Below are 22,495 nucleotides of genomic sequence, written 5' to 3'. Positions count from 1 at the left end.
TATCTGGAGCGGGATGATCATGACGGATTTGCAGGCGATCCTCGACGGGATCTATACCGAACTCAAGCCGAGAATCGGCGAGGGCAGGGTGGCGGATTACATTCCCGATCTGGCCAAGGTTGATCCGAACCAGTTCGGGCTGACCGTGACGACGGTCGACGGCAAGATATACAGCGTCGGCGATAGCGCCGTTCCGTTTTCGATCCAGAGCATATCCAAGGTTTTCATGCTGACGCTGGCGCTGGGCAAGGTTGGCGAGCAGCTGTGGAAGCGCGTCGGCCGCGAGCCTTCTGGTTCGGCGTTCAACTCGATCGTACAGCTCGAGCAGGAATCCGGCATTCCGCGCAATCCCTTCATCAACGCCGGCGCGATCGCGGTGACCGATGTGGTCATATCAGGGCATGCGCCACGCGAGGCGATCGGCGAGCTGCTGCGCTTTGTGCGCTACCTCTCGGACGACGACGGGGTCACCATCGACGGTCGGGTTGCGAAATCGGAAACGCATACGGGCTTCCGCAACGTCGCGCTCGCCAATTTCATGAAAGCCTATGGCAATCTCGAGCACCCGGTCGAACACGTGCTCGGTGTCTATTTTCACCAATGCGCGCTGTCGATGACGTGCGAGCAGCTTGCCAAGGCCGGCCTGTTTCTGGCGGCACGCGGCAGCAACCCCGTGGCAGGTCTGTCGGTGGTGTCGCCGAAGCGTGCGCGGCGTATTAACGCCCTGATGCTCACCTGCGGTCACTACGACGGATCGGGCGACTTCGCCTATCACGTTGGTCTGCCCGGCAAGAGCGGCGTTGGCGGCGGCATCTTCGCCGTTGCGCCCGGGATTGCATCGATGGCGGTCTGGTCTCCGGGGCTGAACAAGGTTGGGAACTCGCAGCTCGGCGCTGTTGCGCTTGAGATGCTTGCGGCTCGCACCGGATGGTCGGTTTTCGGCGATTGATGCTGTGTTGCGTCGTGGCTTTCTGCTAGAGCAGATCAGACTCTGATTGGACGAAGATATGAACATCGCAGCCAATATTGCCGACGAGCTGGAGACAGCGGCAGCCGAGGGCGGCATCGTGCATGCGCTGTTTGCCGATGCGCCGAGCTCCGTCTCGTTTAACAAGCTGCGGAAGCGTCTGCTGCGCCAGATCAGGCAGGCGTTCGACGACTTCGGCATGCTCAGAGGCCAACAGCGCTGGCTGATCGGCCTTTCTGGCGGCAAGGATTCCTATGGGCTGCTGGCGCTGCTGCTCGACCTGCAATGGCGCGGTCTGTTGCCGGTCGAGTTGATCGCCTGCAATCTCGATCAGGGGCAGCCGAACTTTCCAAAGCATATCCTGCCCGACTATCTCACGAGGATCGGCGTCAAGCACCGTATCGAGTATCGCGACACCTATTCGATCGTGAAGGAGAAGGTTCCAGAAGGGGCAACCTATTGCTCGCTCTGTTCGCGCCTGCGCCGCGGCAATCTCTACCGGCTCGCCAAGGAGGAGGGCTGCGACGCATTGGTGCTCGGTCACCACCGCGAGGATATCCTCGAAACCTTCTTCATGAATTTCTTCCATGGTGGGCGGCTGGCCTCGATGCCGGCCAAACTGCTCAACGACGAGGGCAACCTGATGGTTCTGCGCCCGCTCGCCTACTGCGCCGAAGACGACATGGCGAAGTTTGCCGCGGCAATGCAGTTTCCGATCATTCCTTGTGACCTCTGTGGCTCGCAAGACGGGCTACAGCGCAATGCGATGAAGGATATGCTGGCCGATATCGAACGCCGGATGCCGGGCCGCAAGGATACCATGCTCCGAGCACTTGCCCATGTGAACCCGTCGCATCTGCTCGATCCCAAACTTTTCGATTTCGCCGGCCTGATGGCCGGGGAGACCGCGCCGAAGAGTGAGTAATCGGCGCTCACGTCAAGAAGGAAGTTCCATGAGTTCCACGATAGACACCACGACGCTTGCCGATCTCCTCCGGCGGGCGGCGAAGGCGGAGATCTTGCCGCGTTTCCGTCGACTTGGGAGCGATGACGTCCGTGCCAAGAGCGAGGCAACCGATCTGGTCACAGAGGCCGATCTGCAGGCGGAGCGGATGATCAAGGCGGAGGCGGCCGCGCTTTGGCCGGACGCCGTGTTCGTCGGCGAGGAGTCAGTTGCTGCCGATCCCGCGCTCCTCGGCAAGCTCGAAGGCGCCGACCTTGCAGTCGTCGTGGACCCCGTCGATGGGACGTTCAACTTCGCATCCGGGATTCCGGCCTTTGGCGTCATGGCATCGGTCGTTGCCAGGGGCGAAACGGTTGCCGGCATCATCTACGACCCGATGGGTGACGATTGGGCGATCGCAGAGAAGGGCGGCGGCGCATGGCTTCGGCGTCCCGGCGGCGAAACAGAACGGCTCTCTGTCGCTGCGCCCGTCGCGCTGGACCAGATGGTCGGCATGGCGTCGACCGGCTTTCTGCCAAAGCCCAAACGTGGCCAAATCCTTGCCAATCTGGCCAAGGTCCGGTTCCTCGCCAACTACCGCTGCGCAGCCCACGAATATCGAGCCTTTGCGGGCGGCCACGTGCACTATCTCATGTACAACAAGCTGATGCCCTGGGATCATCTTGCCGGCACGCTTCTCAGTATCGAGGCCGGGGCCTATGCGGCCCGTTTTGACGGTTCGCCGTATCTGCCGCACCACATTACCGGGGGCTTGCTGATTACGCCTGACAGGGCGAGCTGGGAACTCCTGCGGCGTGAGGTCTTCACAGTCTGACAAAAAGCCCGCCGAACTGTCGGGCTCCTGAATGTGGAATGCGTCTTCGCGCGGGCCGCTCACCGCGCGCGCCTCCGTTTCCGCTTGAGGCACGCAAGGCAAATCGTCAGCGTCAATGGCTGTCCATCGGCCGCGTTTGCACAGACATACAATACGAGAAGGAAACGCCGAGCTTAGGATGCTCCTCCTATTGATGACCTGGAGAGCGAACATGGATACCGCTCAGGCGCTGGCCTTCGCGTTGTTTGCATTTGTCGCGGCGGTCACGCCGGGGCCTAGTAACGCGATGATCCTGTCCACCGGTGCGGCCGTCGGCGCTTGGAGAGGCATCACCTGTCCGATCGGTGCGTCGCTGGGAATGGGGGTGATGATTGTTCTGAGCGCCTTCGGCGTTGGGGAGATTGTCGCCGCTGCGCCAAAGGTTGTGATTGCGATGAAGATGGCGGGATCTCTGTTCTTGGTGTGGTTAGCTTGGCAGATCGTCAATGCAGGCACGTTCGAGGCGGACGGTCAGGGGCGTGCGACGGGATTTCTGCAAGCTTTCCTCTTCCAGTGGCTGAATCCAAAAGGCTGGCTTGTCGCCCTGAGTGCGGGAAGTACCTATCTCGTACCTGTGCAGTACAATCAAATCAGCGGCGCCCTGTGGATGGGGACACTTTTTGCCGCTGCTGCATTTCCTGCGGGCATGCTGTGGCTTGCGATGGGCGCGCTTATGGCCAGCCTTCTCCGGGGTGAGCGTTCGGCCAGGCGCTTCAACATTGTCATGGCATTGGCGCTGGCTGCGTCGGTTGTTCTGGTCTGGCGATAAACCTGAGAGGGAGTGCCGCCCGCAACGAGTGCTGCGAGCGACCATCGTCGGAAGTGTAGCGCATTCCTATTGAAGGAAGCCGAACAAGCAATTAGAAGTGTCCGGCACTCGGATCGAGCTGAGGGCTGTCGCCCGGATGCGTAAAGAGCTTGCCGCCTTCCGCCCAGAGCGTTGCGGCGATGCTGATCGCGCCGAAGACCGCGAAGCCGCCGAACAGCGGCTGGACTGTGCCATTGAACAGCTGGCCAACCGTGCCGCCGAGGATCGCGCCGAAGGTCGTCGACACGAAGCCGGTGATGGCGGTCGCCGTGCCGGCCAGATTGCCCATAGGCTCCAGGCTGATTGCAGTGAAGTTGGTTGCGATGACGGCGAACATCATCAGCAGGATGGTGAAGAGCGCATAGGCGAAGGCGAAATCGGGGCGGCCGCCGAGCGCCTTGACGTAGCCAATCGCCGAGACGATCGTGAACAAGATCATGGCGACGTGCGAGATGCGGCGCATGCCGAACCTGCGCACGAAGAAGCCGTTGGCGAAGTTTGCCACCGCGATACCGCCTGCCGTTGCCGCAAACGCGATCGGCAGCCAGTCACCGAGACCGTAGACCTCGCCGAAAACCTGCTGGACCGAAATGACGTAGGCGCTGATGACGCCCGTGAACATGGTGAGACCGATCATGTAGCCGCAGGTGATCTTGTTGGTCAGAACGGTCTTGAAACCGTCGACGACGGAGCCGACCGACAGGGGGATGCGCTCCTCCCTCGGCAGAGACTCCTTGAGGCGCAGCAGCGCCCAGATGAACAGGATTGCGCCCACCAGGCCGAGCAGGATGAAGATCCAGTGCCAGTTGGCATAGGTGATGATCACTTGCCCCACCGAAGGTGCCACGATCGGCACGATCATGAAGACGATCATCACGTAGGACATGACACGCGCCATCTCGCGGCCGCCGAAGCAGTCACGAACGATCGCCATGGTGGTGATGCGAACGGCAGCGCCTCCGAGGCCCTGCACGAAGCGCATGACCAGCAGCATTTCAAAGCTGCCGGTGGCAGCCGCGGCGAACATGGCGAGCACATAGACCGCCAGACCGCCGAGCAGGATGTTGCGACGACCGAAGGTGTCTGCCAAGCTGCCAAAGATGATCTGCGACACGCCGAAGCCGAGGAAGAAGACACCGATCACGAGCTGCGCGTCGTTGGCGTTGGTGACGCCGAACGAATGGCCGATCGCGGGAAGCGAGGGCAACATGCTGTCGATCGCCATGGCGATACTGGCGGTCATGATGGCGATGGTGACGACGAATTCGACGAAACCCATGCCTATTCGGCGGGAGCCCTGATTTTCAACATGTGGTTTATGGGCAGGCGTCATAATGGAAATCCTGAAATATGAAGTGGGGCGAGCCGATCAGACCGCGGGATTGTGCGGTTGGAAGAGACGCCCCTTTTCTGCGATCAAAACGAAGATCAGACCGATGATCGAGACGGTGAAATAGCCCGCGACCATCGGCAGCGCGGTGCCGTTGAATGCCTGGCCGATGCCGGCGCCGATCAACGCACCGCCGACCGTGCTCATGAAGCCGAGGACGGACGAGGCCGTTCCCGCGACATGGCCGAGCGGCTCCATTGCAAGCGAGTTGAAGTTGGAGCCGATCCATCCGAACTGGAACATCGCCAGACCGAAGAAGCCGATGAAGAGGGGGAAGGGCATCGGATGCGGTCCGAGGATGAGGGCCGCAAGCCAGATCGTGTTGATGGTGATGAAGCCGGCCAACGCGCCATGCGACAGCCGCCGCATCCCGAACTTGCCGACGAGCCGCGAGTTTAGGAAGGACGACAGCGACATGAAGACGGCAACACCGGCGAAAGCAAAGGGGAAGTACACGCCGAGATCGTAGATTCCGACATAGATTTGCTGCGCGGAATTGATGAAGCCGAACAGCGAACCGAAGATGAAGGTGCTGGCGATCGTGTAGCAGAGCGCGATGCGGTTCGTGAGAACCAGCTTGAAGCCGCCGATTACCGAGCGGGCGGTGAAGGGGCGAACATTCGCGGGACGCAGGGTTTCGGGAAGGCGGAGATAGGCCCAGATTGAAATCAAAGCCGCCATGATGGCTATGAACACGAAGATCAGATGCCAGCTGCCGAAGAACATGATGATCTGGCCGCTGCCCGGCGCGATGACGGGAACGATCATGAAGACCATCATGATCAGCGACATGACTTCCGCCATTTGCCGACCGCCATAGATATCACGGACGATGGAGATCGTGATGACGCGCGTGGCCGCCGAACCAATGCCCTGAACGAAGCGAAGCACGAGGAGGCCGGCAAAGGACGGCACCAGCGCGATCCCGAGTGCGGAACAGATATAGATGACGAGGCCAATCAGCAGCGGCAGGCGACGGCCGAAGCGGTCGGAGAGTGGACCGTAGAAGAGCTGCGCCAGGCCGAACCCGAGCAGATAGGAGGAAACGACGAATTGGCGGTGATTTTCGCTCTCGACGCCGAGGCTCGCGCCGATCTGCTGCAACGCCGGAAGCATGATGTCAATCGCAAGCGAATTGACCGCCATCAGGAAGGCGGCGAGCACAATGAATTCCCCTTTGCCCATGGGCAATTGGCCCGCGTGCACCCCTTGTGATGAATCTGTCACAATGAAATTCCCATAAACAGGCCAAGGCGCTGTTGAGCACAGCGCCTCGGACTCAAAATACAAGATTTGGAAACCGGGCGGACGCCCGGTGACCGGACAGGTCAGGCGGCGCCGCGAACGGTGACGCCGTGTTCTTGCAGGTGCTGCTGCAACTCACCGGCCTGGAACATTTCCCGGACGATGTCGCAGCCGCCGACGAACGCGCCCTTGACGTAGAGCTGCGGGATCGTCGGCCAGTTGGAATAATCCTTGATGCCCTGGCGGATCTCGGAGTCAGCGAGCACGTTGATGCCCTTGTAGTCGACGCCGATGTAATCGAGAATCTGCACGACCTGGCCGGAGAATCCACACTGCGGAAACTGCGGCGTGCCCTTCATGAAGAGGACGACGTCGTTGCTCTTGATTTCGTTGTCGATGAATTCGTTGATGCCGCTCATAGGGACCTGATCCTTTCCACAGGCGAGTTAAAGGCCCGCCGTTTCAATCGTTAAGCTTAGATAGCATGTGATCGGCGGAATTCCAGCAGGTCGGGGCAAAAAAAGAGCACCCTAACGGTTTGCGGAGCGCGGATTGTTGCCCTTGCGTTACGCCTCCTCCGGAAGCGACGCGATATGGCGCTACCGGCGCCCGCTCGTCAACGGAATCCACCCGGATTTCGCCACAATTGTCGCAGATTGCGGCGCAGCAATTATTGCCGCTGCGCGGCCACGAAAGAGAATAATGACATTGATTTCAAAAAGGGTCGTTCTCCACTTTCCGGGGTTCGAGCCGCTTGATGGGCTTGCCCACTGCTCGCGCTACGCACGATCAGCAAAGCAAAGTGCAGCCGTCTGGAATTTCTCAGCGCTGGCAGGCGAACCGGAATACGGACCGGATTCAACGAGCTTCAAGGTGCAGACGAGCGCGGATGGCTGGGAAACCAGCAGCCACATCCATGTCCTCGACCACAATGCCCTTGTCGAAGGGCTTAGGACGGGCAGCCGGGCGGCGCAGATCCGCGCAGGTTTTTGGAGCGCGTTGCAGGTCATCGCCTACGGCGGGCTGGCCGGCTATTTCAGGCATGCCTGGCGCTTCGGACTGTTTTTTGTCTTTCCGTTTCTGATGATGATCCTTGGCTTCTCGCTCAGTGCCACGATCGCTGTCATACCGATCGGAATGGAATTGCCCGGCTTTCATCTTCTGTGGAGCGTGGCGCTGGCGTTGTGTTTCGTCGGCTTCGTGTTTCTACCTTTTGCCGAACGTTTCTACACATTGCATCTTTTCGCGGACTGGCACATGGCGGTGGCTCTTGCTCGGATGAACCATCCAGAATTCAGCGAGTGGCTCGATCGCTGTGCCACCGCTGCCCGGGCAGCCTTGTCGGAGCCGGCGGACGAATATGTAATCTCATCTCACAGCATGGGCTCCAGCGTGGCGGCGCATGTGATCGGCATACTTCTCGAGCGGCATGCGGGTGTTTTCGCCGGAAAGAGGGTGATCTTTGCGACGCTCGGGTCAGCAATCCTGCAATGTGCATTGTTGCGCCCCGCGCAGTTGCTGCGATCACGGGTGGGCCTCATAGCGCGATGCGACACCGTCAAATGGCTCGATGTCCAATGCATGACGGATGCGATCCATTTCTACAAGGTCCCGGTGGTGGCCGTTTGCGGGCATGGCGACGCACGCCCCGCCAAGATGGTGTTCATCCGCGTCAAGCAGATGCTGAGCGTTGAACACTATAGGAAGATCAAGAAGGACTTTCTGCGCGTGCATCGGCAGTACGTCCTGGGGCCGGATTTGCGGGCTCCCTTCGACTTCACGCTGCTGACGGCCGGCCCACGGTCCGGCTTGGTCTTTGCCGGATCCGGCTATAACAAAATGCCCGGCTTGTGACCGGGCATTTTGCATCGATATCAATCAGGTGCCGATGTCTGCAGCGCCAGGGCATGCAGTAAACCGCCCATGTTTCCCTTGAGGGCTTCGTAAACCATTTGGTGCTGCTGCACGCGGCTCTTGCCGCGAAAGGCTTCCGCGACGACTTCCGCTGCATAATGGTCGCCGTCGCCGGCGAGGTCGCGAATGGTTACCTTGGCGCCGGGGATTCCAGCCTTGATCATGTCTTCGATATCACCGGGTTTCATAGGCATGATCGTTACTCCTTGCGCATTATTCCGTGGCAGCGAGCGTGCCATGGCCTTCCATGTAATCAGGGAACCATGATTCATGGGCGTCGCGCAATTGCTGAATCGGCAGCGACAGCAGATCGTCGACCACAAGGCTATTACCCTCGACCGTGCCGAGGCGGCGGAAGGGTATGCCCGCACCTTCGGCATTGGCGCAGACGAAGTTTGCGACATCCGCCGGCACCGTTAGCACGTAGCGGGCCTGATCTTCGCCGAACAGCAGCGCGTGCGGCGCTCCCCTGCATTCACCGAGGCTGATCTTTAGGCCCTTGCTGGATGCCATCGCCATTTCGGCCAGAGCAAGTACGAGGCCACCCGAAGAGATATCGTGGCAGGCCGTTGCCTGGCCGTTGCGGATGACCGAGCGCACGAAATCGCCATTGCGGCGCTCCGCAAAGAGGTCGACTTCCGGAGCGGGGCCTTCAGTGCTGCCGATAACATCGCGCAGGTAGACCGACGAACCGAGATGGCTGCCGTCGGTACCGATCATGATCACCTTGTCGCCATTCGCGGCGCCGCCGATACGCGCCATCTTCTTCCAGTCGAGCAGAAGGCCAACGCCAGCGATCGTCGGCGTCGGCAGGATCGCAACACCATTGGTTTCGTTGTAGAGCGAGACATTGCCCGACACGATGGGAAAATCGAGAACCCGGCAGGCTTCTCCGATGCCCTTCACGGCTTGGACGAATTGGCCCATGATCTCGGGCTTCTCGGGATTGCCGAAGTTCAAGTTGTCGGTCGCCGCCAGCGGCTCTGCGCCGGTTGCGGTGATGTTGCGCCAGCATTCCGCGACCGCCTGCTTGCCGCCTTCGAACGGGTCTGCCTCAACATAGCGCGGCGTAACGTCAGAGGAAAAAGCGAGAGCCTTGCTCGCATGGTTCTCGACGCGAACGACGCCCGCATCACCGCCAGGAAGCTGGAGTGAGTTGCCCTGGATCAGGGTATCGTACTGTTCGTAGACCCAACGCCGACTTGATTGATTGGGAGAGCCAACGAGCTGCAATAGCGCCTGACCGTAATCAGCCGGGGCCGCGATGAGGTTGGCCGGCAAAGGCGCGCGCTTGTCCGACTCGCGCCACGGACGATCATATTCCGGCGCCTGGTCGCCGAGATCCTTGATCGGCAGGTTGGCGACTTCCTCGCCCTGGTGAACGACGCGGAACAGCAAGTCGTCGGTGGTCTTGCCGACGATGGCAAAATCGAGGCCCCACTTGACGAAGATCGCCTTCGCAACGGCCTCTTTTTCCGGCTCCAGGACCATGAGCATGCGCTCCTGGCTCTCGGACAGCATCATCTCGTAGGCCGTCATCTGTTCTTCGCGCACCGGCACGGTATCGAGATCGAGCAGGATGCCGAGATCGCCCTTGGCGCCCATTTCCACGGCCGAGCAGGTGAGGCCGGCAGCACCCATGTCCTGGATGGCGATGACGGCGCCCGTCTGCATCAGCTCAAGGCAGGCTTCGAGCAGGCACTTTTCTGTGAAGGGGTCGCCAACCTGAACCGTCGGGCGCTTTTCCTCGATGGATTCGTCGAATTCGGCCGAGGCCATGGTCGCGCCGCCGACGCCGTCGCGGCCGGTCTTCGCGCCGAGATAGACGACTGGGAGGCCGACGCCCTTGGCTTCCGAGAGGAAGATCGCGTTCGACTTCGCCAAACCAGCGGCAAAGGCGTTGACCAGAATGTTGCCGTTGTAGCGGGCGTCGAATTCCACTTCGCCGCCGACCGTCGGCACGCCGAAGGAGTTGCCGTAGCCGCCAACGCCGGAAACGACGCCAGAGACGAGGTGACGGGTCTTTGGATGGTCCGGCTCGCCGAAACGTAGCGCGTTCATCGCTGCGATTGGGCGGGCGCCCATGGTGAAGACGTCGCGCAGAATGCCGCCGACGCCCGTCGCCGCACCTTGATACGGCTCGATGTAGGAGGGGTGGTTGTGGCTCTCCATCTTGAAGACGACGCAGTCGCCATCATCGATATCGACGACACCTGCATTTTCACCGGGTCCCTGGATGACACGCGGGCCTTTGGTCGGCAGCGTGCGCAACCACTTCTTCGAGGATTTGTACGAGCAGTGCTCGTTCCACATGGCCGAGAAGATGCCGAGCTCCGTAAAGCTCGGTTCGCGGCCGATCAGGTCCAATATCCGCTGATATTCGTCTGGCTTCAGGCCATGGGCGGCGATCAGTTCGGGGGTGATCGGGCGGGTATTGGAAATGGTCATGAGCTCTCGGAAGTCCCTGCCGTTGCGCGATTGCGGTGTCTTTAGCCTAAGTGAATGAAACGCGCGACAGGAAAATGCCCGCTGTTAACAGACAGCGGGCACCGAAAGGCAACCCGCGATGGCTTAGAACTTGTAGCCGATCTGGACGCCGGCGCGCGTCATGCCGTTGTTCGGCCCGTCGCAGAGATTGGCATGGGACGAATGGGCGACCTGGGCGATGACGTTCCAGTGCTGATCGAAATGGTAACCAGCGCCCAAATATTCGTGGAAGAGGAACCGACAGCCGAGGTTCGGGCCATCGGTATTGCCTTCGAGTTCGCCATTGTGCCAGACGCCGCCGAAGCCGGCTTCGGCAAAGACCTTCTCATTGAAGTTCGCCGTCCAGGAGAGACCCGCAAAGATTTGGGTGGCTTCCCCGGACGTGCCGATGGAGGTGCCGAGATTAATGCGTGGGCGCGCAAGCTGTTGCTTCCAGCCCGTTGCTGCGTCCTGCCCGAACGGATCAAAGAACACCGTTACCTCTGGAAAGAGGCCGTCCTCGCGCTCGCCGCCGCCTTGCACTGATGCCGAGGCACCGAAGCGCAACTCATCAAAGATTTGCCCGCGGGCATGAGCCGGAATGACAGAGATGTTGGCAAGAAGGGCTGCCAGAAACGCTATTGATGAACGCGGTAAAATCGTCAGAAGTGTCGATCGACATTCAGATTACCTCGTCCGACCCACGCCAGATTCCTGATCTGAATTTGGTAGCATCGATCATAGTCAGGTAAAGCCGCTTTCGTCGGCCGTCGCTGCTTTGTCTCGGGCCTGCGGCCCATCTGCCGCAGTCTCAAATTTCGCCGTCATACCCGGCGCCGCCGCTTTCTAGCAGGCGTCGCAATGTCATGAGACCCGCAACCATATCTTCCCGGTTGCGGGGCGACGAGAAGCCTATCCGTACGCGGTGATAGACTTTCTCGGCGCGAGCTGCCTTGAACTCATCCTCGTCGTCGATCAGAACGCCATCTCGGTAAGCGGCGTTCTTGAAGGTTCCTGAGAGCCAGGGGTCGGGCAGTTTCAGCCAGAGGAAGGGCACGTGTGGATGCGATACGAAGTCGTATCCTTGCAGCTGTTCGCGTGCGAGACGTTCGCGGATGGACAGTTCCGCCGCACTTGCCTTGCGGATCTCGTGCGCCTGGCCGCTTTCCACGAGACGAGCGCAGGCTTCAGCCAGGATGAAAGGCAGCCCGCCAGTGATCATCTTGTGCGTCACCTTGATCCGCTGCGCAAAATGCGGCGGGCAGGCGACCCAGCCGCCGCGCACGCCGGCGGCCACCGACTTTGAAAGGCCACTGATCAGAAACGTGCGATCGGGTGCGAGCGACGCAAGCAGGGGATTTTCGTCTCCGGTCATCCCACCATAGAGATCGTCTTCAATCAGCCAGACCCCGTGCCGGCGCGCAATTTCTGCAACCCGTGTCCGGCGTTCGTGGGGCATCGTCGCCAGGGTGGGATTGTGCGCAGTTGGCATCAGGAACGCGAGTTTGGGATGCTGCTGAAGGCAGAGGCGTTCGAAGTCATCGGGGATCACGCCATTCTCGTCGGACTCGACGGTAATCGTGCGGCGACCGAGAATGCGCGCGCTGCGGCTGACCTGCGTATAGCTAAGATCCTCAAATACGATCTTGTCGCCGGGCGATGACACGGCCGAGATGACCGAGACAGCTGCCGCATGCGCCCCAAGGGTAGGGACGATATTTTCTGTCTCAGGCGTCCAATCGTTTCTGGCCAGCCACCGCCGGCCGGCTTCGTACCAATTTCGCGGGAAAACGCGGGAATAGGACGAAATCTCGGAAAGCTGCTCCTCGCCAATCTCGGCGAGCACTTTGCCGATGATCTTGCCTTGGCCAAGATCCGGAGCCGCCGTCGTATCAAAGCGTATCTTGCCGGCCGGCGCATCGATCGCGCGTGTGCCGCCGAGTGCAATGGTCAGCGGGTCCGGCTGATTGCCGGGTGTGGTCTCGGCGCGATCCAGCACATAGGTTCCGCGGCCAACTTCTCCTGCGACGAGGCCACGCTCGTGCACCAGCGCGTAAGCGCGGCCGATTGTCCCGATTGTCACGCCAATATCGTAGGCGAGGTTTCGCTGCGGCGGCAATTTGCTGCCGGCAGGCAATGTGCCGCTGGCGATGGCTGATTGAACTAAGCCGCTACCGCGGCAATTGCGGCGGGCTTTGAGAAGAGCCTCCTGGCTGAGAGGATGAGGGTGTTGCAAACCCACCCTTCAGACAGGAGGTCCAGATGGCCGAGATAAGCCCTCTTCGCCGCCGGATGATCGAGGACATGACGGTCCGCAATCTGTCTCCGGCCACCCAACGATCCTATATCAATGCCGTCCAGAAGTTCAGCCGCCATTTCGGCCACTCGCCGGATCGGCTTGATCTTGAAGATGTCCGCGCGTTCCAAGTCTACCTTGTCTCAGGTGGAATATCCTGGGCGGCATTGAACCAGATCGTCTGCGCGCTGCGGTTTTTTTATGGGGTCACGCTCGGTCAGAATGAGATCCCGGAGCGCATCCCCTATGCCCGCGCACCGCGGAAGCTACCCATCGTTCTGTCGACGGACGAGGTAGTCCAATTCCTGGAAGCTGTCTCCAGCCTGAAGGCGCGTGTGGCACTAACCTGCGCCTATGGAGCCGGTCTCAGGGTCTCGGAAGTCTGCGGACTAAGCATCGGTGATATCGACAGCTCGCGCATGGTGATTCATATCCGCCATGGCAAGGGCGGCAAAGCCCGCTACGTCATGCTGTCGCCGGAACTGCTCGGCATCCTACGCAGCTATTGGCGCTTGACGAGGCCCAAGACGCTGCTCTTTCCCGGACGCAATCCTGACAAGCCGATCGAGCCGACGGTGTTGCATGCCGCTTGTCGTTCGGCGGTTGCAGCAACGGGACTGGCCAAGCGGGTCACCATCCATACATTGCGGCACAGTTTTGCCACCCACTTGCTGGAGAACGGCACCGATATTCGTATTATCCAAGTACTGCTCGGTCATGCACACCTGTCGAGCACGGCACATTACACGCGGGTTTCCACCGACACGATCCGCTCCACGGCAAGCCCGCTTGACCGATTGCGACTGGAGGTGACGCCGCCGGTATCATAATCGGTTGCGCCCCGCTTTCGAAGTTGCCGACATCTTTCGGCGACACGGTGGCTGCTACAGGCGAGAGAACGCCGGTCATCTTAGTACCGCGCCACAGAGATTATGACGGGTTGGGTTATCGTAGAATGGGCAAGTCTTCTGGTGGGATGAGAAGTTGGATGCTGCGTGCTGCGCCTGGCACGCGGGATATAAATCCTGCCTTCTCGAGGGTCAGCACCATCTGGTGAACAGACGGAGCCGTAACGGCGAAGTGGCGACGCATGTCGGCTTCGGCCGGAGGCTGTTTGAAGATGCGGCTGTAGGCGTAGATGAAGGCCAGGTACTGGCCTTGGACTTGCGTAAGGCCATGTCTTGCCGTTGCGGCTTGCGGGTCAAGTGAGGGACTCATTTTCGGATTCATCTGCGTCTCCGCGCTGAAGGAGGTGTCGATGAATATAAAGTTTCACGTAGAGCTTAGCCAATCGGAACGTGATCAACTGGCCGTTTTGTTGAGCGGGGGACGCCATGCGTCGCGCAAGATCAAGCGCGCCCAGATCCTGGTGGCGGCGGACGAAGGCTTCAGCGACGAGGTGATCGCGGCAACCTTGAACGTCAGCGGATCGACGATTTACCGGACCAAGCGCCGGTTTGTGGAAGCCAATCTGGAAGGCGCGCTCAGTGAAGAACCGCGCCCGGGTGTTGAGCGCAAGCTATCGAGCAAGGAGGAGGCGCTGTTGGTGGCGACCGCCTGCTCAAAGCCGCCGCCCGGGCGAGCCCGCTGGACCCTGGAGCTTCTGGCCGATGAGATGGTCCGACTCACCGATCATGACGAGTTGTCCTCGGAGACCGTACGTCGCCGGCTGGCTGAGAATCATCTCAAACCTTGGCGCAAAGACATGTGGTGCATCCCAAAGCTCGATGGGGAATACGTCGCGCGCATGGAGGATGTTCTCGACCTCTACGCAGAGACGCCTGATCCACAAAGGCCCGTGGTCTGCTTCGACGAGAGCCCGACCCAACTCATCGGCGAAGTGCGCGAGCCCATTGCGGCCAAGCCTGGCCAGCTTGAACGCTACGACTGCGAGTATCGCCGAAACGGCACGGTCAATCTGTTTGTCTTCATGGACGCCCACCAGCCCTGGCGCAGGGTGAAGGTCACCGATCGGCGAACCAACCAAGACTTCGCCCAGTGCATGCGCGAACTGGTCGACGTCGATTATCCCGACGCCCCGATCATCCGCGTGGTGATGGACAACCTCTCCACCCATTCCGCCGGGGCGCTTTACGACGCATTTCCAGCCCCGGAGGCTCGAAGGGTGCTGAAGCGACTGGAGTTCCACCACACGCCCAAGCACGCCAGTTGGCTCAACATGGTCGAGATCGAGATCGGTGTCCTGCGCAGCCAATGCCTCGACCGTCGTATCGACAATAAAGACACCATAATCGCCGAAGTCGCAGCCTGGGAGCAGCAACGCAACGCTAATGGCGCAAAGATCCAATGGATGTTCACAACCGAAAAAGCCCGCCAAAAGCTCCGCAAAGCTTACCCCGTCAAAGAGTCATAATCTCTGTGGCGCGGCATTAGTCGTGGCGAACGACGTGTCATGGGCGCGATCGAAGCTTGCCGCACACCCAGGCTCGGCGGCCATGTCGATGCCTGCGATGAGTGTGGCACGACTCGCATCTCCTATAATTCCTGCCGCAATCGTCACTGCCCGAAGTGCCAGGGCATAGCTCGCAGGGGATGGGTCGCGGCCCGCATCTGCGATCTCTTGCCGGTCCAGTACTTCCATGTGGTCTTCACACTACCGCCTGGCATCGCCGAGATAGCCTTCCACAACAAGGCGGTCGTCTACGCACTGCTGATGCGGATCGCAGCCCAGACGCTGCAGACGGTCGCCGCCGACCCTAAACGGCTGGGTGCCGAGATCGGTATCATCGCCGTGCTTCACACCTGGGGCCAGGCGATGACCCACCATCCCCACGTCCACTGCGTCATACCAGGCGGCGGTCTCTCACCGGATAAGTCAAAGTGGATCGCATGCCGGCCGGGCTTTTTCTTGCCCGTCCGAGTTCTATCGCGTGTCTTCCGGCGGCTCTTTCTGACGGCCCTTGCTGACGCCTTCGCTCAGCGTAAACTTCGCTTCTCCAACGCGCTTGCACGCCTTGCCGACCCCACCGCTTTCACCAGCCATCTCGCGCACGCCCGTCGCAGTGAATGGGTCGTCTACGCCAAGCCGCCGTTTGGCGGACCGGACCAAGTGCTCGCCTATCTCGGCAGATACACCCATCGTGTGGCCATCGCCAACAGTCGTATCGTCGGTGCCGATGACGAGCATGTCGACTTCCGGTGGAAGGACTATCGACGCCAAGGACATGATCGCGAGAAGATCATGCGCCTTGACCCGCTCGAGTTTATCCGGCGCTTCCTTCTCCACGTACTACCCGACGGCTTTCACCGTATGCGTCACTTCGGCTTTCTCGCCAATAGCCATCGCCGGCAACGCATCGCCCTCTGTCGGGACCTGCTGGGCCAGCGGTCGACGTCGGCCGAGCAACCGCATTGCCTCAACCCAAATCAAGGCTACCCCTTCACATGCCCCGAATGTGACCGGCCGATGCGTCGGATGAAGGCCAACATCCGACCCGCTCAAGCACGGTCATCTTCATTCCGATGTGACACATCATGACATCAGGCGATCGGCAGACGACCCATATCACCCGCCGACTTGGACGCCGTTCCGGCGGACAATCGTCGCTGCCTGGAACCAGGCCAGATGTTCGATCCGTAGGCGCAAATGCATCCATATCGGCACAACCGGCACAGCGACCCGCGACATTGCGCTTCGACAATCATGTAAAACCTCGCCGTCTGCCACTTGATTGCGCGCCCTCAGGGCCACCGCATCACCGCGCCGGAACCGGACGCAGAACGCAATCCCCATAGTGCCAAACAACCCGCGCCTTCGTTCAATCCGGCTTATGTGAGGTCGGCCGAGTATGACGCCACTGTCCTATCCGACCTCACATAACCCTCCAGATTCAATGCTGTCGGCAATCCGGAGATAGACCGGGCCGGAACCACGAGAAAAGTCTGGAAGCCAAGTTGTCATGATGACAATTCTTTATATTGTCACCCTCAAATCGTCAACGCTATGTCCAGGGCGGATACAATTTTGCTTGGAGAATGACATGTCTGCCGTTCCAGAGAACGAGCCTGCGATTGCGCCTCTGTCGTCTGGGGTGCAATCGATGCAATACCGTATTCCGCAAGACTCGGTCGGCGCATCGCGCGCTCAGGCCTTGCTGCAGTCCGCGTGGCATCGGCTATCGTCGTGGCACCAGAAGCGCGAAACCCGCCGGGTCCTGCGGGATCTGACGGACGACGAACTGTTGGACATTGGCATCACGCGTGCGCAAGCACGCGAGGAAGCCGGCAAATCGCCCTTCTGGGATTGATCAGCCGCAAGCCTTGCCGCCGGATGCCCAGCGGGTGACATCCTTGACGATCCGCGGCCCTGCGGAGCCTTGCATCATTGGACCAAAGGCGTCGAGCTTGGAGGGGTTGCCTTCGGCCTGAACGACGAGCAAAGGGCGGCTCTCGGGGCTGCCCCTGTGCACGACGAGAATGCGCGGACGACCGGAGAAGGAGTTCAGTTCGGGCGCCAGCCTGTAGTCAGCGAAGGCGGCGTCGCCGGACTTGAACCAGCAGGCGTTCGCGCCGAGAGCAACGCGCTCCATCGTCGAAAGCGCGCTGCGATCCGGACCCTTCGCCGGCGTGTTCGTTTGGCAGGACGCCACCAATACTGCTGTTGCGGCAATCGCGAGAATGCGTGTCGTCGAAAGGCGAGGGCGCATCAATCTTGCTCCAATGGACCGGATGAATGGCCTCTTACCTGCCGAAGGTTAAGCAGCGATTACCTCGAGGGCCGAAGCGAACAGAGCGCGGCCGTCGGAACCGCCATGCGCCGCTTCGATGAGGTTTTCGGGGTGCGGCATCATGCCGAGGATGTTGCCCTTGTCGTTCATGACGGCGGCAATATCGTTCATCGAGCCGTTCGGATTGGTGCCTTCCGCATAGCGGAAAACGACCTGTCCGTTGCCCTCGATCGTTGCCAGCGTCTCTGCGTCGGCAAAATAGTTGCCATCGTGATGCGCAACCGGGCAGCGTATGATCTGCCCCTCGGAATAGGCACGGGTGAAATCGGTGTCGGCGTTTGCGACTTCGAGCTTGATCTCACGGCAGACGAACTTAAGCGAGGCATTGCGCATCAGTGCACCGGGTAGCAGGCCTGCCTCGAGGAGGATCTGGAAGCCGTTGCACACGCCGAGAACCTTGACGCCCTTGTTCGCCTTTTCGACGATTGCCTGCATGACCGGCATGCGCGCTGCGATGGCGCCACAACGAAGGTAGTCGCCATAGGAAAAGCCGCCAGGGATGACGATAAGGTCGACGTCCGGAATATCCGTCTCCGTTTGCCAGATCGTCACCGGTGCGCGACCGGAGATTTTCGTCAGTGCAGCGATCATGTCGCGATCGCGATTGAGGCCCGGAAGTTGAACGACGGCTGATTTCATGACTGCGGCTAAAACCTTGTTTGTGCTTCTGCAAGTTCTCTAAGTACGAGACGCTTTTCAATACGCTCCAGCCGGCCTTCATGCCGACCGAGGACACCGTAAATACTATGTATTTCCTGCTGCATCGACGTCATCGTGTCGCTCATGCAGTGCATTTCGCTCCGGATCTCTTCAAGCGACGCATCTAACGTATCGATGTGTTCGTGCATTTTCGTCAACAACTCAAGCACGAGCTCTTGCGTCAATTCAGCCATCGAGTGCGCTCCTCGACCAGATTAGTCGACGGAAATATTATAGTTCTCGATCACCGTATTTGCGAGGAGTTTCTCGCACATCGCCTTGAGCTCGCTCTCCGCTTTCGCCTTGTCAGCGCCTTCGAGTTCGACGTCGAAAACCTTGCCCTGACGGACATGCCCGACACCATCGAATCCAAGCGCGCCGAGGGCGCCCTCGATTGCCTTGCCCTGCGGATCGAGAACGCCGTTTTTCAGCGTGACGGTTACACGAGCCTTGATCACTTTATCTTCCCTGTCTTGCTTGGCCTGAATGTCTTACTTCACGAGTACCGGACCGGTGCCGCGCACAGGCTCGTTCTCGTTGATGATGCCGAGACGACGCGCAACTTCCGAATAGGCTTCGAGAAGGCCGCCCATGTCGCGGCGGAAGCGGTCCTTGTCCATCTTCTCGCGGGTGTCGATATCCCACAGACGGCAGGAGTCCGGCGAAATCTCATCGGCGAGGATGATGCGCATCATGTCGCCTTCATAGAGGCGGCCGCATTCGATCTTGAAGTCGACAAGCTGGATGCCGACACCTAGGAAAAGGCCGGTCATGAAATCGTTGACGCGAATGGCGAGCGCCATGATGTCATCGAGTTCGGCGGGGTTTGCCCAGCCGAAAGCCGTTATGTGCTCTTCAGAGACCATCGGATCGTCGAGCGCGTCAGACTTGTAGTAGAACTCGATGATCGACCGCGGCAGCACCACGCCTTCCTCGATACCGAGGCGCTTCGACAGCGAGCCGGCGGCAACGTTACGAACAACGATCTCGAGCGGGATCATTTCCACTTCGCGGATCAACTGCTCGCGCATGTTGAGGCGGCGGATGAAATGCGTCGGAATGCCGATCTTGTTTAGATGGCTGAAGATGTATTCCGAAATACGGTTATTCAGAACGCCTTTGCCATCGATGACTTCGTGCTTCTTCTTGTTGAAGGCGGTGGCATCATCTTTGAAGAACTGGATCAGCGTGCCCGGTTCCGGGCCCTCATACAGAATCTTTGCTTTGCCCTCGTAGATACGGCGGCGACGGTTCATTGCAATTGTTCTCTATCGTTGGCGCTCTTGGGATAGCGCGAGTGGATCTATCTCGTGGCGTCCCCTTAAAGGAAAAGCGAGGGTTTCACAATCCGCCTGTCACTCCTTCCCCGGATTCCGGCGCTTCCGGAGGCCGCTAAGAGAATCGAAGACCTTCTGTAAGGCAGTTTACAGGTTTTTCGCGGCCAACGGAATGTGACGCAGCCGCGTCAGGGCAGTCATGCAAGCCTTTATCTTGCGCCCGAGCCGCTGAGCGACTTACGCAAATCGTGCTGCAAACCACGCGCCAGGCCCTCGACGCCGCGCCAGGACGCGGCGCGCACGAAGGGCGGGATCTGCAGTGCGGGCATCGGGCGGGCGAGCGCGTAGCCCTGCAGCATATCGCAACCGAGATCACAGAGAATGCGGACGTGGTCCATCGTTTCGACGCCCTCGGCGGTGACGAGGATATTAAGCGAACGGCCGATATCGATGATCGAGCGGACCAGTTTCCGCTGCTCGGCGGAATGTGGCAGCATGCGGATCAACTCGCGGTCGATCTTCAAGGTCTTCGGACTGAGTTTCAAAAGACTGACAATGGATGCATGGCCCGTGCCGAAGTCATCGATCTCTATGTCGATGCCGAGGCGGCGCAGGTGCCGGAGATTGGCGATCACGGCATCATCGCAATCGTCGAGTGAAATCGATTCAAGCAGCTCGAACGAGATTGTGCGAGGTTCGATCTTCAAGCCGCGAAGCTTCTTCGCAAGGGTTGGATCACCGAGACGACGCGACGACACGTTGACCGCAATCTTCGGGATGAGAAGACCCTCGTCCTCCCATCGGTGCCGGTCCGCGAGCGCTTGCTCGAGGATCAGCCCGTCGATGGTGGAGACCACATCCAGATCCTCAGCGATCGTCAGGAAACGATCAGGAGCCAGCAAACCATGTTCCCGGTGCTGCCAGCGAGCCAGCGTCTCGACGCCGGCGACATCGAGCGTTCGGGCATGGAACTGCAACTGGTAGAGCGGGACAAACTCCCCCCGCTCGAGACCGAGGAGGATTTCGTCCGCCAGCCGCTTGCTGGCGATGATGCGGTGCCGCTCGTCGGTCGAGAAGAATTCGTGCCGGTTGCGTCCGCCGCTTTTCGCGCGATAGAGCGCGATGTCAGCATTGAGCAGAAGCTGCTTGGCATCGAGCGCCGGACCGCTTTCAGCCGCAATGCCGATGCTGGCGCCGAAACGGCAATCGTGGCCCTCGTAGCGAATGGGCTTGCAGAGCTCGCGGATGATGCGCTCCGCCAGATTAGAGATCTTCTTCGGCGTGACATCGAGTGTGCAGATGACCACGAATTCATCGCCACCAATGCGGGCGACGAAATCGGTCGAACGGACACTCCCCGTCAGCACCTGTGCTGCATGCCTCAGCATTGCGTCGCCGGCGCGGTGGCCGAGCGTATCGTTGATCTGCTTGAAGCGGTCGAGATCGATGTGGAGGATCGCGAGCGTCAGCCCGGTGCGGCGACATTCGGCGGAACGCTCATCCAGCATGCGGTCGAGGTATCGCCGGTTTGGCAGGCCGGTGAGATAATCGTGCAGCGCCAGGTGCTCGATGTTCTCCTTGGCGCTTTCGAGTTCCCTGTTGCGGGCTTCCGCGAGATCCTTGGCGCGCTGTAACTCGGTATTGAGCCTGACTTCGGCGGTCACATCCCAATTTGCGCCAATCAGCTTGCGGCGCCCGTCACTGTCAAGAAAGAAGGCTGCTTTTGCGCGGATGACACGTTCGATGCCGTCCTGCCTGATGATGCGGAATTCGTGTTGGAAATCGGTGCTGTTAGCGACGCTCTCATTGATGGTCGCCAGCACGCGATCCCTGTCGTCGGGATGCAGCGACGCCTCCCAGGCGTTGCCGGTGCTGACCGGAGACGTGTTGGTAATGCCGTAGATTGCCAGAAGGCGATCGTCCCAATCGACGGTGCCGTTTTCGATATCTGCCTCGAAGACGCCGATATCAGAGATATCGAGCGCGAGATCCAGGCGCCGCGACAGATGCGCAAGCCGCTCCTCGGCCTCCTTGCGTGCGGTGATATCGTTGTCGGTGCCAATGAGCCGGGCAGGGGCGCCGTTTTCGTCCCATTCCACGCAAGCGCCTCGGCACTCGATCCAGATCCAGTGGCCGTCTCTGTGGCGCTCCCGATACTCGAAAATCTGATAGTCCGGATCGCCGGCGTTCTGCCGTTCGATGGCCTTGACGACGAAGTCCCGGTCGTCCGGGTGGATGAGGTCGATCCACGTGTCATAGTCGCCGTCGGCATCCTCATCGGGCGCCATGCCGCGCATCATTTTCCACGTGTCGGAGTAGTAGCGTTTGCCAAGACGAAGATTGTGGTCCCAGACGCCGAGGCCCGATCCGACAAGAGCGTAGTTCCAGCGGCTCTCGCGTTCCGAGAGTTCAAAACTGTTCTGCGGGGCCGTGTCGCCGTCAAACGCCGCGGCGTCAAGCTTAGCCTTCGATTTGACCCGTTTGTCGGGAGTCGTTTGCTTCAATCTGCATACTCGCTCTTTTAGCGTGTAGATATTTTGCATTCATTGAATTAAACAGCCCTTAATGTCGTCAAAATAATAATAATGCAAAAACAAATGCTTAGTCGCGCTGTAATGGGTGCATACGCCTGGAGGCGAGTAACTTTTCCATAATGTGCATACACTTGTCTGGCAGCACCCTATATCGCACCGATTGGGGAGGGAATGACATGTCTCCAGAATGGCCGATGTTCATCCTGCAATGCATCGTTCTCGTGGGCCTGGCGGGCGTTCTCTTCATTCGCGGAGAGGGCGACTAGCCGCCAGATCAGCCACAAACCGTCTGTGCGTCTCCACGACGCGTGGCCTCGGTACGGTCAGCTATGGG

At 59.9% G+C, this 22,495-nt stretch carries 21 protein-coding genes and 2 pseudogenes; 9 read left to right on the top strand and 14 right to left on the bottom strand.

What is annotated here, in order from left to right; genetic code table 11:
• Positions 1-19: 19 nt before the first annotated feature.
• From WGT02_RS12520 to WGT02_RS12505, 4 genes are all read left to right on the top strand, one after another.
• Positions 20-949 carry a glutaminase gene (locus WGT02_RS12520; protein ID WP_024312754.1) on the top strand — a complete coding sequence of 310 codons (930 nt, stop codon included), beginning with the start codon at positions 20-22 and terminating at the stop codon, positions 947-949.
• Between the two features lie 58 nt (positions 950-1,007).
• Positions 1,008-1,892 (top strand): tRNA 2-thiocytidine(32) synthetase TtcA, encoded by an 885-nt coding sequence (gene ttcA, locus WGT02_RS12515; RefSeq protein WP_208250322.1) that lies wholly within the window; start codon positions 1,008-1,010, stop codon positions 1,890-1,892.
• Between the two features lie 28 nt (positions 1,893-1,920).
• Positions 1,921-2,745, top strand: a complete 825-nt coding sequence (locus WGT02_RS12510) for an inositol monophosphatase family protein (protein WP_024312752.1) — start codon at positions 1,921-1,923, stop codon at positions 2,743-2,745.
• A 211-nt stretch (positions 2,746-2,956) separates the two neighbouring features.
• Positions 2,957-3,553 carry a LysE family translocator gene (locus WGT02_RS12505; RefSeq protein WP_024312751.1) on the top strand — a complete coding sequence of 199 codons (597 nt, stop codon included), beginning with the start codon at positions 2,957-2,959 and terminating at the stop codon, positions 3,551-3,553.
• 91 nt (positions 3,554-3,644) lie between these two features.
• Here the strand turns inward: WGT02_RS12505 and WGT02_RS12500 are convergent, their stop codons facing one another.
• From WGT02_RS12500 to grxD, 3 genes are all read right to left on the bottom strand, one after another.
• Complete coding sequence (locus WGT02_RS12500; protein ID WP_024312750.1) at positions 3,645-4,925, bottom strand: multidrug effflux MFS transporter; 1,281 nt, start codon at positions 4,923-4,925, stop codon at positions 3,645-3,647.
• A 36-nt stretch (positions 4,926-4,961) separates the two neighbouring features.
• On the bottom strand, positions 4,962-6,167 hold the full coding sequence (locus WGT02_RS12495; protein WP_208250591.1) for a multidrug effflux MFS transporter: 1,206 nt from the start codon (positions 6,165-6,167) through the stop codon (positions 4,962-4,964).
• A 143-nt stretch (positions 6,168-6,310) separates the two neighbouring features.
• A complete protein-coding gene (grxD, locus tag WGT02_RS12490; protein WP_024312748.1) occupies positions 6,311-6,646 on the bottom strand; it encodes a Grx4 family monothiol glutaredoxin in 336 nt (111 codons plus the stop codon).
• Positions 6,647-6,929: 283 nt separating this feature from the next.
• Between grxD and WGT02_RS12485 the strand changes: the two genes are divergently transcribed.
• Entirely contained in the window at positions 6,930-8,081 is a 1,152-nt protein-coding gene (locus WGT02_RS12485) for a hypothetical protein (RefSeq protein ID WP_208250323.1), read from the top strand.
• 20 nt (positions 8,082-8,101) lie between these two features.
• Here the strand turns inward: WGT02_RS12485 and WGT02_RS12480 are convergent, their stop codons facing one another.
• The 4 genes and pseudogenes from WGT02_RS12480 to WGT02_RS12465 all read right to left on the bottom strand — a co-directional run.
• A complete protein-coding gene (locus WGT02_RS12480) occupies positions 8,102-8,335 on the bottom strand; it encodes a BolA/IbaG family iron-sulfur metabolism protein (RefSeq protein WP_024312746.1) in 234 nt (77 codons plus the stop codon).
• A 19-nt stretch (positions 8,336-8,354) separates the two neighbouring features.
• Positions 8,355-10,589 (bottom strand): phosphoribosylformylglycinamidine synthase subunit PurL, encoded by a 2,235-nt coding sequence (gene purL, locus WGT02_RS12475; protein ID WP_024312745.1) that lies wholly within the window; start codon positions 10,587-10,589, stop codon positions 8,355-8,357.
• 123 nt (positions 10,590-10,712) lie between these two features.
• Complete coding sequence (locus WGT02_RS12470) at positions 10,713-11,249, bottom strand: acyloxyacyl hydrolase (protein ID WP_225039822.1); 537 nt, start codon at positions 11,247-11,249, stop codon at positions 10,713-10,715.
• Positions 11,250-11,418: 169 nt separating this feature from the next.
• Positions 11,419-12,771, bottom strand: a pseudogene (locus tag WGT02_RS12465) (PLP-dependent aminotransferase family protein); the annotation flags it as partial.
• A 98-nt stretch (positions 12,772-12,869) separates the two neighbouring features.
• On the opposite strand from WGT02_RS12465, the gene WGT02_RS12460 reads away from it, so the two are divergent.
• Positions 12,870-13,733: a site-specific integrase gene (locus tag WGT02_RS12460; RefSeq protein WP_037069958.1), complete on the top strand. Its 864-nt coding sequence runs from the start codon at positions 12,870-12,872 to the stop codon at positions 13,731-13,733.
• A 115-nt stretch (positions 13,734-13,848) separates the two neighbouring features.
• Here the strand turns inward: WGT02_RS12460 and WGT02_RS12455 are convergent, their stop codons facing one another.
• Positions 13,849-14,133, bottom strand: a complete 285-nt coding sequence (locus WGT02_RS12455) for a LexA family transcriptional regulator (protein WP_225039569.1) — start codon at positions 14,131-14,133, stop codon at positions 13,849-13,851.
• Positions 14,134-14,161: 28 nt separating this feature from the next.
• On the opposite strand from WGT02_RS12455, the gene WGT02_RS12450 reads away from it, so the two are divergent.
• The 3 genes and pseudogenes from WGT02_RS12450 to WGT02_RS12440 all read left to right on the top strand — a co-directional run bounded on the left by WGT02_RS12450 (position 14,162) and on the right by WGT02_RS12440 (position 17,171).
• Positions 14,162-15,277, top strand: a complete 1,116-nt coding sequence (locus tag WGT02_RS12450; RefSeq protein ID WP_208245192.1) for an IS630 family transposase — start codon at positions 14,162-14,164, stop codon at positions 15,275-15,277.
• Positions 15,278-15,292: 15 nt separating this feature from the next.
• Positions 15,293-16,402, top strand: a pseudogene (locus WGT02_RS12445) (IS91 family transposase); the annotation flags it as partial.
• Positions 16,403-16,904: 502 nt separating this feature from the next.
• A complete protein-coding gene (locus WGT02_RS12440) occupies positions 16,905-17,171 on the top strand; it encodes a DUF1127 domain-containing protein (protein ID WP_024312742.1) in 267 nt (88 codons plus the stop codon).
• Here the strand turns inward: WGT02_RS12440 and WGT02_RS12435 are convergent, their stop codons facing one another.
• From WGT02_RS12435 to WGT02_RS12410, 6 genes are all read right to left on the bottom strand, one after another.
• A complete protein-coding gene (locus WGT02_RS12435; RefSeq protein WP_024312741.1) occupies positions 17,172-17,570 on the bottom strand; it encodes a hypothetical protein in 399 nt (132 codons plus the stop codon).
• A gap of 48 nt (positions 17,571-17,618) precedes the next feature.
• Positions 17,619-18,290 (bottom strand): phosphoribosylformylglycinamidine synthase subunit PurQ, encoded by a 672-nt coding sequence (gene purQ, locus WGT02_RS12430; protein ID WP_024312740.1) that lies wholly within the window; start codon positions 18,288-18,290, stop codon positions 17,619-17,621.
• Between the two features lie 8 nt (positions 18,291-18,298).
• Positions 18,299-18,544 carry a hypothetical protein gene (locus tag WGT02_RS12425; RefSeq protein ID WP_024312739.1) on the bottom strand — a complete coding sequence of 82 codons (246 nt, stop codon included), beginning with the start codon at positions 18,542-18,544 and terminating at the stop codon, positions 18,299-18,301.
• A gap of 21 nt (positions 18,545-18,565) precedes the next feature.
• On the bottom strand, positions 18,566-18,808 hold the full coding sequence (purS, locus tag WGT02_RS12420) for a phosphoribosylformylglycinamidine synthase subunit PurS (RefSeq protein ID WP_024312738.1): 243 nt from the start codon (positions 18,806-18,808) through the stop codon (positions 18,566-18,568).
• A 33-nt stretch (positions 18,809-18,841) separates the two neighbouring features.
• Positions 18,842-19,606: a phosphoribosylaminoimidazolesuccinocarboxamide synthase gene (gene purC / locus WGT02_RS12415; RefSeq protein WP_007532892.1), complete on the bottom strand. Its 765-nt coding sequence runs from the start codon at positions 19,604-19,606 to the stop codon at positions 18,842-18,844.
• 230 nt (positions 19,607-19,836) lie between these two features.
• Positions 19,837-22,131, bottom strand: a complete 2,295-nt coding sequence (locus WGT02_RS12410; RefSeq protein WP_208250325.1) for a bifunctional diguanylate cyclase/phosphodiesterase — start codon at positions 22,129-22,131, stop codon at positions 19,837-19,839.
• Positions 22,132-22,495: the final 364 nt, after the last annotated feature.

This window comes from Rhizobium sp. T1470 (assembly GCF_042140505.1).
GTDB lineage: Bacteria > Pseudomonadota > Alphaproteobacteria > Rhizobiales > Rhizobiaceae > Rhizobium > Rhizobium favelukesii.
Note: the sequence above shows the minus strand (reverse complement) of the source record. Positions and strands in the feature narration are given on the sequence as shown.